General features: G+C 54.4%; 9 protein-coding genes and 1 pseudogene. 8 read left to right on the top strand and 2 right to left on the bottom strand.

Features of this window, described 5'->3' with window-relative positions; all coding sequences use genetic code 11:
* Positions 1–41 precede the first annotated feature (41 nt).
* The gene (locus FHR99_RS00340) at positions 42–2402 is read right to left on the bottom strand and encodes a TonB-dependent receptor domain-containing protein (RefSeq protein ID WP_183408557.1); all 2361 of its coding nucleotides are present in this window, start codon (positions 2400–2402) and stop codon (positions 42–44) included.
* Positions 2403–2750: 348 nt separating this feature from the next.
* Between FHR99_RS00340 and FHR99_RS00345 the strand changes: the two genes are divergently transcribed.
* From FHR99_RS00345 to FHR99_RS00375, 7 genes are all read left to right on the top strand, one after another.
* Complete coding sequence (locus tag FHR99_RS00345) at positions 2751–3770, top strand: AraC family transcriptional regulator (protein ID WP_183408558.1); 1020 nt, start codon at positions 2751–2753, stop codon at positions 3768–3770.
* 127 nt (positions 3771–3897) lie between these two features.
* Positions 3898–4509, top strand: a complete 612-nt coding sequence (locus tag FHR99_RS00350) for a cytochrome c oxidase subunit 3 (protein ID WP_183408559.1) — start codon at positions 3898–3900, stop codon at positions 4507–4509.
* Positions 4509–4811, top strand: a complete 303-nt coding sequence (locus tag FHR99_RS00355) for a cytochrome C oxidase subunit IV family protein (RefSeq protein WP_343067308.1) — start codon at positions 4509–4511, stop codon at positions 4809–4811. Before FHR99_RS00350 ends, FHR99_RS00355 begins: the two co-directional genes overlap by 1 nt.
* A 210-nt stretch (positions 4812–5021) precedes the next feature.
* Complete coding sequence (locus FHR99_RS00360; protein ID WP_183408561.1) at positions 5022–6566, top strand: acyl-CoA synthetase; 1545 nt, start codon at positions 5022–5024, stop codon at positions 6564–6566.
* A 13-nt stretch (positions 6567–6579) separates the two neighbouring features.
* The gene (locus tag FHR99_RS00365; RefSeq protein WP_183408562.1) at positions 6580–7395 is read left to right on the top strand and encodes an SDR family NAD(P)-dependent oxidoreductase; all 816 of its coding nucleotides are present in this window, start codon (positions 6580–6582) and stop codon (positions 7393–7395) included.
* Positions 7396–7399: 4 nt separating this feature from the next.
* Complete coding sequence (locus tag FHR99_RS00370) at positions 7400–8425, top strand: alpha/beta hydrolase (protein ID WP_183408563.1); 1026 nt, start codon at positions 7400–7402, stop codon at positions 8423–8425.
* Positions 8425–10002 (top strand): flavin-containing monooxygenase, encoded by a 1578-nt coding sequence (locus tag FHR99_RS00375; RefSeq protein WP_183408564.1) that lies wholly within the window; start codon positions 8425–8427, stop codon positions 10000–10002. The genes FHR99_RS00370 and FHR99_RS00375 overlap by 1 nt, the downstream gene beginning before the upstream one ends.
* A gap of 33 nt (positions 10003–10035) precedes the next feature.
* Here FHR99_RS00375 and FHR99_RS16630 read toward each other — a convergent pair.
* Positions 10036–10425: pseudogene (locus tag FHR99_RS16630) on the bottom strand (TonB-dependent receptor plug domain-containing protein); the annotation flags it as partial.
* Positions 10426–10846: 421 nt separating this feature from the next.
* Between FHR99_RS16630 and FHR99_RS00380 the strand changes: the two are divergent.
* Positions 10847–12802, top strand: coding sequence for a transglycosylase SLT domain-containing protein (locus tag FHR99_RS00380; RefSeq protein WP_183408565.1), 1956 nt, complete (start codon positions 10847–10849; stop codon positions 12800–12802).
* Positions 12803–12809 lie beyond the last annotated feature (7 nt).

Consider the following 12809-nt stretch of genomic DNA (forward strand, 5'->3'; position numbering starts at 1 on the left):
TGACCGGGCATGCCTGAAACCTGGCTGGAGATGGGAGTGTTTTAGTACTCCCAGGACATCCGCAGCCCGTAGGTGCGCGGTGCGGCAATAGTGCTCTGGTCACCAAAGTCTGAGGGCTGAATGCCACGAGTGTAGAACTCATCGGTAAGATTGGCCCCGAATGCGCTCACGCGCAGATTCCAGGGCTCATAGAAGTAGCCGACGCGAGCGCCCCACACTTTGTACGAAGGCTGTTCGGTCAGCTCACGGTTGGATGGTTCGTTGAAAAATTCATCAGTGAAGTACAGTGTGCCGACGACTTCGAGTTGATGATCACCAAGCCACCACGATTTGGCGAGCGCCAGGTTGCCTGAAATTTCCGGGGTTTTCACGATGCGGTTGCCAGTGAAGTCCTGATTACTCGCCGTTTCACCAGAGTTATCGACGTAGCCTTTTGCATTGGGGTAGGACGTATACTCGGCGGTTTCCAGCCAGCCCATGCCGCCAGCCAGTACCAGCCCCTCGACCAGGTGCGGTGCAATCAGCCAGGTAAAGTCAAAATCCAGACCGCGAATATGGGCCGCTTCTGCGTTTTCGAAGGAAACCGCACCGCCAGTCGATAGGGAGACAAACTGCACTTGGAGGTTTTCCATATCGTAGTCAAAGATCGCACCGTTAATCATAAACGTGCCTTGAAAGAAGCTGGTCTTGGCACCAAATTCCCAGGCAGTTACGGACTCGGGTTCGGCAAAGGTCGCGGGGCCGTTTACCGCCAAGGGGTTATAAGTGGCGCTTTTGGTAGCTTCCTGATAGCTGAGGTAGATCAGCGTTTCATCATCAAAGGGGTGCAGTTCCAATGACACTTTCGGGCTCAGAGTCTGCTCTGAATGGTAGGGGCCAACGACGGTGCCATCCTGCTTTTGCGCTGTATCGCGATCTTCCAGCGTGAACTCTTGGCCGTTAACTAGTACCCCAAAACGGGAATCTTTCATTTCCCGACTCTCGTCCTGATATCGCAGGCCGAGGGTCAGATCCAGCCAGTAATTAAAGGTAAAAGTCGTTTGCAGAAAGGCCGCATCGGATTTAGTTTCTACCAGCGTAGTGGCAAACAACCGTTCAATTGGCAGCCCATCGCCCAAGTTGGCAACCAGATCGAAGGTATCAAGTCTGTCAGCCAGACTCAGAGTCGGCTGCAAAGGATCGTAGATGGAGTCTAAGGTGTCGCTGAAAAACAGTGCTTCGGCGCGCGCTCCTGGATCAATCGTGCCGGTCAGTCCTTCAAAATGATACAAGCCGAATATCCACTTCATCCAGTCACTGCCCCAGGATTCCTGGTTGGATATAAACTGCAATTCCGCCGTCTGAATGTCTGCGTCAAAGCCCTTGTTGAACAGTACCATGATGGTTTCTTCAGTGCCGTCAAAATCCGCTGTTGTCGTGGTATCGACGCGCTGATCACTCCCCAGCAGCTTAATGTCAAACCAGGGGGTAAAGAATTGCGCTGAGCCGTAGTAAACCCGGTTTTCTGCGATCTGTTCGCAACAGCCATCCAGTCGAGCTTCGTCACTGCCCTCCTGGTATTGCTCGCGATCCGCGCCAAGGCTAACGGCCAGATCTGTTGCCGTACGCGCCGGGAAAATCGTGGTGCCAGGCGCATCGGACTCGATATCCAGTGCCGATAGCGTGATATCAGCCCAATCCGTTGGAGCCCAACGCATCTTTACGCGTACACCCTTGCTTACGTCATCGTCCTGTTCCACTTGCGGGTCAGGATGAACATTCTGAATATAGTGCTCGGTTCGTGAGTAGATCGGCGATACCGAAACCGCAAAGTCTTCACCCAGCGGGATATTCACATACGCTTTGGTGTGCAGGTCTGGGTAAGTGGCACGCGTTACATTCAGTTGGGCCTGAAATTCTCCCAGCGTGGGATCACGGGTGATGATGTGCATTGCGCCACCCGTGGTATTGCGACCAAACAGCGTGCCCTGCGGGCCCTTCAAAACCTCTACCCGCTCAAGAACCCCGAAATCTTGAGAAAGGCCCAGAGCGAAGGGGAAGTAAATGCCATCGATATAGTTGGCCACGCTTGGGTCGGCCGTTAGGAACGCATCGGTGCCGATGCCGCGTAGGTATACGGTGGTGAAGGCAAGCAGGGTGCTGATATTGAGGCTGGGTACAAGTTGCTGAAGGTCAGCTTGTGTGGTGATACCCATCGCATCCAGCTTTTCTTCGCCAAAGGCCTGAATAGAGATGGGAACATCGGCCGGATCTTCGGACCGTTTCTGGGCCGTGACCATCACTTCCTCCAGCAGTCGACTGCTGGGGCGGGCCTGGCTCGCGTTTTCGTTGGCTTGTGCGCCACCAACCGTCGTCAAGCTGCTGGCGATAAGTATTGAATGAATTATTGTAAGTTTTCTCACGACCATCCTCCGCGGATTTTCTCTCGCTGCCAGCGGCCAGATACTGTCTTGGTCTACCAGCATTGTATGCGTTAAAGCTGCAATGTGGAAAGTTGACTTTCCTATCTCGTTGGCAGCCGGGGGTTACCTCTCGTCCTGTGTGACCTTATTTGTCTGAGCCTGATGGTAGTTGACTTGATATACCCATTTGTTGACTTCAGGCGCCATGGGGGGCTTAGGAATCCTGACTCGCGCAAAGGGAATGGTTTTGGCCGGAAAGGTGCCCCCGGCATGGGGTTGGGCGTGATAATTTAAGAGTCGTAAGTGCGCTGAGGCTACTGACTACAACGCGGGAGGAGGCCATAGCTTATGATGACGACAACAACCCGTCCAACTAGGCATATTTCAGGTGCCGTATTATCCGGTGCTAGTGAATTGATCCGCGAACTTGGTGGTGCTCCCGAGGCGATGGCGGAGTGGGCTGGCCTGCCGAGCGAAAGCCTCGCTGATAGCGATATCCCGGTCGACGTCGCAAGTGTTCTACGCTTTTTTAATACTGCCGCAACAGATCTGGATTGCAGGAACATCGGCATCATGCTGGCCGCCAGGAATGGGCTGGATGTATTCGGCCCGCTCTGGATCTTGCTGCGTAGCGCGCGTTCTGTGCAGCAAATGCTGGAGGACCTGACCAGCAATTACGACATGTACACCCGTGGCGCCGCATTGTCGTTGCAATTTGATGAAGAAGGCGCTGCGCTATGCTGGGATACGGTATCTCAGTTAGATGAAGACCCAGCTCAGGCCGCGGAGTATGGATTCGCTCTCTGTGTTAACGAGCTGCGCAGGCTAATGCCCCATTTCAGGCCGCGCGCTGTACAGTTTCGGCATTGCGCGCCAGACTCCCTTCAATTGCACGTCGAGCTATTTGGTCGAGAAATATCATTCAATCAGGACCGCAACGCAATTTATTTCACCCGCGAAACGCTGAATATGCCGATGAATACGGCAAACAGTCGCAGTTATTCACTAATGCAATCCAGGTTGCGCTGTGATGCATCAATTGCTCGGGCAGGGCTCAATGAACGGATAGAAAATATCGTGCGCTTTCTGTTGCCTTACAGCCCCTGTACGGTGAATGAGATTTCTGATGCCACCGGTATCAGCGTGCGAACCCTTCAAAATCGTCTGACTCAGCAAGGCACCAGCTTTAAGCAGATTAAGGACAAGGTGCGTTACGACCTCGCTCTGAAATATCTGCAGAGTTCTGACCTCAGCCTAGCTGAGATATCGGAAATACTGGGCTATTCCGAGCTTAGCGCCTTCAGCCGTTCCTTCCGTCGCTGGCACGGCCAGCCAGCCAGCGCTGTTCGTCGATGTGCAGTTGTCTAATTCGGCGAATGGTTTTACGCAGGAAATGAAAACAAGGCGAATGCGGCACTTGCTAATCTAAGCGCATATCGTCATGTCGAAACGGATTACGACGGTTTGCAGATTTTCTGCGCTCTATAGGTGATTTATGGAACTGGCACAAGAAATCGATAACACCGCCGTCAGCGTTGATGCCAAGGCGACCGACAAGCATATTCCTGGCGAGGCTGGAGTTTGGGTATTAGTTCTGGGAGACGCCTTTGTCTTCGTTTTGCTGTTTGTCAGTTTTCTGGCTTATCGAAGTCAGGCTCTCGCGCTGTATAGCGATTCTCAAAACCAGTTGAATATGCATCTAGGCGCAGTAAATACGCTTCTACTCCTTGCGAGCTCCTGGTTTGTTGTTACCGCGCTTCATGCGCTGCGCCGTGAACTGCAGCGTTTGGCCATGCGCCTCTTCCAGTTAGCTTGGCTGAGCGGTTTTGGGTTTGGTGTGGTCAAGGTCATCGAGTACAGCGAGAAATTTGAGCAGGGTATTACTCCGCTGACGAATAGCTTTTTCATGTTTTATTTTGTACTCACAGGCATTCATTTTATTCACCTGCTGATTGGCCTTGGTGTATTGGCTTTTATGATGTCTGTGTTAAAGCGTTCCAAACCTGGTGAGCGTCGACTGGCCACCTTGGAGAGCGGAGCTACCTATTGGCATCTGGTGGATCTTCTCTGGATTGTTCTCTTTCCTTTACTTTATCTGGTGAGATGATGCGGGACTTGTTACTTACTCGTACCAGCCTTGTCTGGTTGTTGCTGATGTCTGCTACCGCCGTGTCCTGGTACATGAGCACGCTGCCGACGGTTGATGTGGTTATCGGTGGATCGTCCATGATCCTGCTGATTGCATTTTTTAAAGTGCGCTTGGTTGTCGTGCATTTTATGGAGGCTGGGCACGCACCTGCAATCTTGAGATTTACCAGTGAAATAGCCATCGCTGTTGCCTGTCTTCTAGTGCTGGCTTTTTATCATTACGGCAGCCAATTGGTTGCTGCAGGCTTCCCCGTTAGCTGAGGAGGGTTCCTGTGAACTCATCCAGACAGTCTCTTTTTTGCCGGCAAATGCCGGCTTTTTTCTTTGTGTTGAAGAGATTTTGGATCTTTGCGTGTGCTGTCAAATATTAGGTGTCTCGCGTCAATCACGATTGTTTGTACTGACTTAGTATCAATGTCAATGCAACGAAGCTCTCGGTGCGCAGCGCATCGTCATAAGGGAGAGAAGCACATGTCCAGTCACGCAGCCATTGATCTCACCTCCATTCTCAATAGCGTGTGCATTCGCAATGCGCAGAGTCCAGCCATCAGTTTTGAAGGCAGCACCTGGTCTTACGCTGAGTTTGACGAGCGTTGTCGGCGATTGGCGAGATTGCTGAAACAGCAAGGCGTCCGTAAGGGCGATCGCGTTGGTTATGTTGGCCAAAATCACCCGGCGTTTCTGGAGACTCTGTTTGGGGCAGCGCGTCTGGGGGCTATTTTTGTACCGATGAACTATCGGCTTTCAGGACCGGAACTTACCTACATTGTTAATGATGCCGGCTTGCAGACACTGATCTTCGATCAATTTATGCAGAGCACGATAGAAGACATTCAGTCGGAGATCTGCGCCGAACACTTGCTGGGTGTTGACCTGTCGGAGTCAAGTATTCCGGATTACGAAGTCTCTCTGAATGATTGCCATCCCTTGCTCGAGCATACATCCGTGTCTGCCCAAGATGTCGCGTTCATTATGTATACATCTGGGACAACGGGAACGCCCAAGGGTGTAATGCTCACCCATGGCAATATCTTCTGGAATGATCTGAATCTTCGCTTGGTCGAAGACATTTACGGCGCGGTGATACTGACGGTCTGCCCGATGTACCACATTGCCGGTCTGAACTGTGCGGCGCTCGCAGCGATTTTCCGGGGTGCGCACCAGCATATTCTTCGCATGTTCGATCCGGGTGAAACTCTGCGGACGATCGAGCGAGAAAAGGTTAATGCGTTGTTGTGTGTGCCCGCGATGCTGCTCTTTATGAGCCAGCATGAGGACTTTGATACTACCAATCTGTCATCGGTTCGCGCCTTGCTCAGTGGTGGCGCTCCGGTGCCGCCACCACTGATCAAACGCTACCAGCAGCGGGGGCTGCCGTTCTATCAGGTCTACGGCCTCACCGAGACCGCGCCCTATGCACTGATGAATCTCGCGGGAGATACCAAAACTCACCCGGCCGCAGCGGGCAAGCCGGTGTTCTTTACCGAAGTGAAAATAACTGACGGCTCAGGTAACCAGGTACAGCCCGGTGAGCAGGGCGAGATCTGCATTCGCGGCCCCAATGTCATGAGCGGCTATTGGAACAAGCCCGAAGCGACCGCTGAAGTGCTGACCGACGACGGCTGGTTTTCCAGTGGCGATATCGGCTATCAGGACAAGAATGGCTTTTACTATGTGAGCGACCGGAAGAAAGACATGGTGATCACGGGTGGGGAGAACGTTTATCCCGCCGAAGTAGAAGCCGTGATCTATCAGCACGATGCGGTTCAGGAAGTTGCTGTAATTGGGCTGCCAGATGACAAGTGGGGCGAAGCCGTAACCGCCGTTGTGGTGGTAAAAGGCGGATATGAAATGAATCTAGAGCAGTTGCGGGCTTTCTGCGACGGCAAGCTGGCACGCTACAAGATTCCGCTGAAACTATTTATTGCTGAAGATTTGCCGCGAAACCCCTCCGGCAAAGTTCTGAAGTATCAACTGCGCGAGCGATTCACCACCCCCTCATCCCAAGTTGCCTGACAACGAGAACAGCATGAAATCACTTAAGGAAAAAGTTGCCGTAATCACCGGGGCCGGTTCTGGCATAGGCCGGGCATTGGCGCTGGAGTTGGCCGGACGCGGAGCCAAACTGGCGCTGTCTGATGTCGACGAGGTTGGGCTGGCGACGACTCAGGCGGAAATACACCAGGAAAGTGTGGATTGCGAGGTTCGTTGCTACGCGTTGGACGTGTCTTGTCGGGCATCCGTGTTTGCCCACGCAGCCGACATTAGGCGTGACTTCGGCGGGGTGCATCTCTTGATCAATAACGCTGGCGTAGCCTTATATGCCAGCGTGAACAATATGACGATGGATGAATTTGACTGGGTTATGGGCATCAACCTTTATGGTGTAGTGCACGGCACCAAAGCCTTTCTGCCGATCATGCTGGAACAGGGTGAAGGGCACATCGTTAACATCTCCAGCATTCTGGGCTTGTTTGCGACGCCTGCGAGCAGCGCCTATTCCACCGCTAAGTTTGCAGTGCGAGGATTTACCGAAACCTTGGCTCGTGAGTTGGAAGGCAGTGGTGTGTATGCAAGCTGCGTGCATCCCGGTGGTATCAAAACCAATATCGGTGCCGCTGGGCGATTGGGTGTGAATGCGGGAGCCTACGAAAAGGCGTGCATCGACAATGCCAGCCGCTACCTGAAAACCGAGCCGCGGGATCTTGCGGCCGCCATCATCAAAGGCGTAGAACGTCGCAAGCGTCGTATCCTTGCCGGTGATTCCGCCAAACTGGCAGATGTGATCGCGCGGCTTTTGCCGGCAAATTACGGCAAGGTGTTTCATGCCGTGCGGGGTTTGTAACGTCATGACGCCTGGAATAGTTCATGCCGGCCCGTCAAGTCGCTGGGGTCGATTGCTTAAACCGATTGCCCGCAGCGTGTTTGCTTTGCTCCTGGGCGGTAAGCGGATTGATATTGGAAAATCCCGCAGGCATCTGAACTTTATGGGCTTGCTCAGTGGGATGCCCGCCGGGCTCTCGCGCTTTTCTGTGCTAGTTCCTGGTAAGAGCAATGCAATAAAAGCTGAATGGTTGGTGCCAGCACGGGTTGGCGCTGAAGCCCCTGTGATTCTTTACCTCCATGGCGGCGGCTATATCAGCGGTTCGCCTTTAAGCCATCGCGACCTTGCCGGACGGCTTGGAAAAGCCGCTGGCGCTCGCTGCCTGGTATTGGACTATCGTCTGGCCCCGGAAGCGCCTTTTCCCGCAGCATTGGAAGACAGCATTGCATGCTGGCGTTGGCTGCTGAAACAGGGCGTTCGCCCGGAGCAAATCATCCTGGCCGGAGATTCCGCTGGTGGTGGTTTGGCGCTGGCCACGGGCCTGCGCTTGAAGCAATTGGGGCTTCGACAACCGGCTGCGTATTGCTGCCTCTCTCCCTGGACTGATCTGAGCCTAAGCGGCGAGTCTATCGTGGCGCGGCAATCTCGCGAGGTGGTATTGGCAAATCCCGCGCTGCTGCAAACCGCAGCAGCGGCCTACTGTGCCGGTCAAACGCCTGATCAAGCCCTGGTATCACCCCTGTTCGGTGAACTTGAAGGGCTCGCGCCGATTTTGATTCAGGTGGGGACCGAAGAGGTTTTACTGGATGATTCCCTGCGTTTTCATCAGCGCGCGAGGGCGGCAGGCGTCAACTGCGAACTGACCCTTTGGGAAGGCATGTGGCATGTCTGGCCTCTGCTGTACCGCACTGGTCTGCCAGAAGCGCGGGTGGCATTGGAAAAGGCCGCGGTCTTCATTCAAGAAAACGCTGGCCTTCAGGCTCGCGTGGGTGGCCGTGAAAAACTCTCCCATTCAGCAGCGCGACAGCAACCGACGGAAGGGGCACTATAATGGATTCGAGCCAACTCACCGACGTAGAGATTCTGATTGTTGGCAGCGGTTTGTCGGGCATCAGCAGTGCATTGGCGTTGTGCCGCAACGGTTTTACCGATCTGATGATTCTGGAAGCGGCGGACTGCCCCGGTGGCGTATGGCGTGATAATCGCTATCCGGGTGTTGCCTGCGATATCCCTTCAATCTTGTATCAGTACCGTGACGAGAAAAACCCGGACTGGAGCAAGCTCTATGTGGAAGGTGATGAGATTCTGGAGTATCTACGCGAGGTTCAGGATAAATACGGTCTGCCACAGAAAACACGCTACGGCGTCGCCGTTCAATCAGCGGTCTATGATGAATCGAACGCCTTGTGGCAGGTAACAACATCTGAAGGTGAATCCCTTCGGTGCCGATACCTGATTAAAGCCACTGGTGCTTTTAACTCACCCAAAATACCGTCATTTCCCGGCTTGGAAGACTTCAAGGGCGAAATCTTCCATACCGCCCAATGGCCGGAAGGTTTGGATCTAAGCGGCAAACGAGTTGCTGTTATTGGTACCGGCGCCAGCGCCATTCAATTGGTGCCCTTGGTAGCAGAGTGCGCGCAGCAGCTTACCGTGTATCAGCGTACGCCAATCTGGTTGCTACCCAAACCGGATTTTAGTGTGCCCTCTGTAATGCGTAGGGCCTTTAAAAAACTGCCTTGGTTGCACGAGCGCTATCATCGTCTGGCGCACAAGAGCATTGGCCACTTTCTCGCAGTTGCTCTGGTGTCCTCGGGCAATCACCCGCGTTTTCACCGCGCGCTGGAATGGGCTGGCCGCTGGAATATCCGCCGGCAATTAAAAAGGCCGGAGTTGATTCGTCAGTTTACGCCGGACTATAGCCTCGGCTGCAAACGTCCGAGTTTTTCAAATAACTACTACCGTACCTTTGAAAAGTCGAATGTGACCTTAAACACCAGCGGGATCGAAAAGCTGACGCCAAGCGGTGTTGTTACAAAGGGGGGCACCACCGCTGAGCCCTTTGACGTGATCGTCCTCGCCACCGGATTCAATATTCTGGGGGAGGCATCAACCAGCTTGCCGGCTTTCTCAATTACCGGGCGGGGTGGGCGAGATTTGCGCCATTATTGGCACGAGCAGGTAGGATTCAAAGCGTTTCGCGGGGCAGCCGTTAGCGGCTTTCCCAATCTGTTTCTGAATCTTGGAATTCCCTATGCGGGTGGGACCAGCTGGTACGAAACCGCCGATATGATCAGCGCCCAGATTGTCGCTTGCCTGAAAGCCGCACAGTCTAAGAAACGGCCCATTATCGAAGTGTCTGACGCAGCCGTAGACCGTTATATGAGTGCGATGGATACGATGCTGTCGGAATCGGTGCAGCGAGTAGGTAATTGCTCGGGTTCCAATAGCTACTACTATGACAGCAAGGGCAACAACCCGATTTATTCCGCCGAACGCCCCGACGTGACCTGGGCGCAGGCCATTCAGAGCGTCGAAGCCAGCTACGTGTTTAGCGCGGTAGAAAGCGAAGTTGTCGCGCCTGAGAGTTCGACAAAGGAAGAGAATCCTGCGGTCGGCGCTGTTTAGAAATTCAGCGCCGCTTCCAAATTGAGGGCCGCGCAGCACTTCCACGCGCTCTACGTCCATAAAGGCCGCGCGGGTCTGGTGGGCGCGCCCGAGATGAATACCGTCGGCAAAGATGCCCACCGAGAGTTCAAAGCCCTGATTGGAACCCGAGCCGATGCGGCGCATATACACATTCGGTACCAGACCGCTGTCCACCAGTTTGAAGTTGGGTGTGTATTCCGACAAGTCGGAGAGGTTCTCGATGCCGGCTTCATTTAACTTATCGGCGCCTACGGCGGTTACGGAAACGGGCACATCGCCGAGAGATTCCGTACGTTTCTGGGCGGTAACCAGAACTTCTACCAGTTGGCGCCCGGTATCCGACAGGACGGGAGAGGCCAGGCCGATGGCCAAGCAGCTTGCTATTGCAGCCGGTTTTTTCATGCTCTATCACCTGTTCTTGTTATCGTTAAAGCCCTGCCAGCAGCGTGGCATGACCGGGTGGCAGAGGATAGGCGGCAGATACCGCGAATTGTTCTCTGCTGCGAGCCTTTCTTCTCGACCCCATTGGTTTGGTTTTAGCGTAGAAGCTACCCGGACAGCTCGCCATGTCGGAAGGGGTGTTAAAAAGTGCCTGTTGTCTATTCGGCCGATGTGATACATCTGTGTGTATCAAGCGTGTGGCTCGCGAGCCATGCGACATCTTATAAATAGCAAGTCATCACAAGCGGCAGCTGGCCGGCGCTGGCTGATCCGAATCCGAGGTGTCTATACCATGCCTTGTTCGAGGCTTATGTCAGTTTTTTCAGCGTGCCCCCCCGTCATTGGTCCCGGCAGCAGGTTGCTTTGTATTCTAATTGTGGCAATGGGTAGCCTGTTCGCCTGTGCGGGTAGTCAGAGTCAACCCAAAACCGGTTTAGAGCTGCAGCGCGAGATGTTTGTGGTGGCGATTGAGGATGCGCGCAATGACCGCCTGCCGGAAGCCCGGCACTTGCGCGAGAGCCTTCAGGACTATGTCTTGCTGCCGTATCTGGATCTGGAACTGTTCAAGGCAACCATGTACGACATGACGCCAGAACAGGCGAATAACGAAATCAATCGCTACAAGGGCACGGCTGTCGGATCTCTGATGAAGCAGGCCTGGCGTGCCAAGCTGGCGCGTAATAAAGAGTGGGATGCCTTTTTGGCAACAATCCGCGGCAATGCACCGCGCGGATTGCGCTGCGATTTCATCCGTGCCCTTCGTGCGACCGGTGAAGATGTCCGTGCCGACACCGAAACCCAGTCCCTCTGGCTCACAGGGTATTCCCTGCCAGACAGTTGCGACAGGGTTCTGTCAGTGTGGCTGTCACGGTTGAGTGTCGAGCAGATTGAACAGATGCACCAACGCCGCGCGGAATTGGCGATACAGAATGGGCAAAGCGGCTTGGCCCTGTATCTCCTGCGGCGCGTCAAGGGGACCGAAACCGCCCGTGAACTGCTGCGGCAGCCCGAGCGCCTTCACCAGCTTGGAGACAGTCTGGAGGTTACACCCTTTAATCGTGAGCTGGTCATGCTGAGTCTCAAGCGTCTGGCCTCGCGTGATTACGAAGCGACAAACCCCTTGTGGCATCAGTTGGCTCGGCGTTTTCAGTTTACGCAGAAGGAAAATCACCGCCTGCGGGACACCTTCGCCCGGCAGATTATTGCTGGCGGCGCGCCCTTTGCGCGGGATTGGTTGAACGCCAATGACCCGAACTTCGAGGATCATTATTTGACCGAGTGGCGGGTCCGACTGGCACTGAAAGATCGGGACTGGAAAGCCGCACAGCACTTTATCAAGGCTTTGCCCAGTGATATTCGCAACGAAGCCGAATGGCAGTACTGGTGGGCGCGCGCGGATATCGAAATCCAGCAAACTATGACGGATGAAACCAAAGCCAGCCTTAAACAGTTGGCCCAGGAGCGTGGCTACTACAGCTTTATGGCGGCCGATATGCTGGGGCTGGATTATCAGCTGGGCGCCAAGCGCACGGTTAATCGCGACTTGATGCCAGCCATTCAAGCCATGCCGGCGGCACAGCGAGCGCGAGAACTCTACTGGCATGGTTTAGTGCGCAATGCAGATGCTGAATGGCGTCGTGCCGTACGCAAGCTGAATCGCGAAGAGCAGGTGGCAGCCTCACAAGTTGCGCTGGAATGGGGCTGGCCCCATGCGGCGGTGATGACGGCTATTCGGGCGAAGGAGTGGGATGATCTGGAATTGCGCTTTCCGATGGCCTTTGCCAAAACCTTTGAAACCAATGCCCGCGACCGCAATATCGATCTGAACTGGGCCTATTCCATCGCCCGGCAGGAGAGTGCTTTTGCCGAGCACGCCCAGTCTCGCGTCGGTGCGCGCGGCGTCATGCAGTTGATGCCGGGCACGGCCCAGACCATTGCCCGCGAGCTCGGTAAGCCCTCGCCGAAAGTGCAGGATCTGCACAACCCGACGGTGAATATTGAGATGGGCAGCTATTATCTGGGGCGGCTGCTCAAGGATTTCGGTGGCAATCATATACTCGCCACGGCCGCCTACAACGCCGGTCCGGAGCGTATTCGCCGGGTGCTGGCGCGCCAGAAAGAACCGATGCCCGCCGATATCTGGATAGAAAACCTGCCCTACGGTGAAACCCGGGAGTACATTAAAAATGTGTTGGCCTTCAGCGTTGTCTACGGTCTCAAACTTAAAGACTGTAAATCGCCGAGTGTTCAGGCCGGCTGTAATGCCAAGGGTAAGGAGCGTTATGCCTACATAAACCCCTTGCCTACCTCGAAGCCCGATAGGGGCGGCGACAGCTGACGTAAAA

Source organism: Litorivivens lipolytica, assembly GCF_014191715.1.
Taxonomy (GTDB): Bacteria; Pseudomonadota; Gammaproteobacteria; order Pseudomonadales; family Spongiibacteraceae; genus Litorivivens; species Litorivivens lipolytica.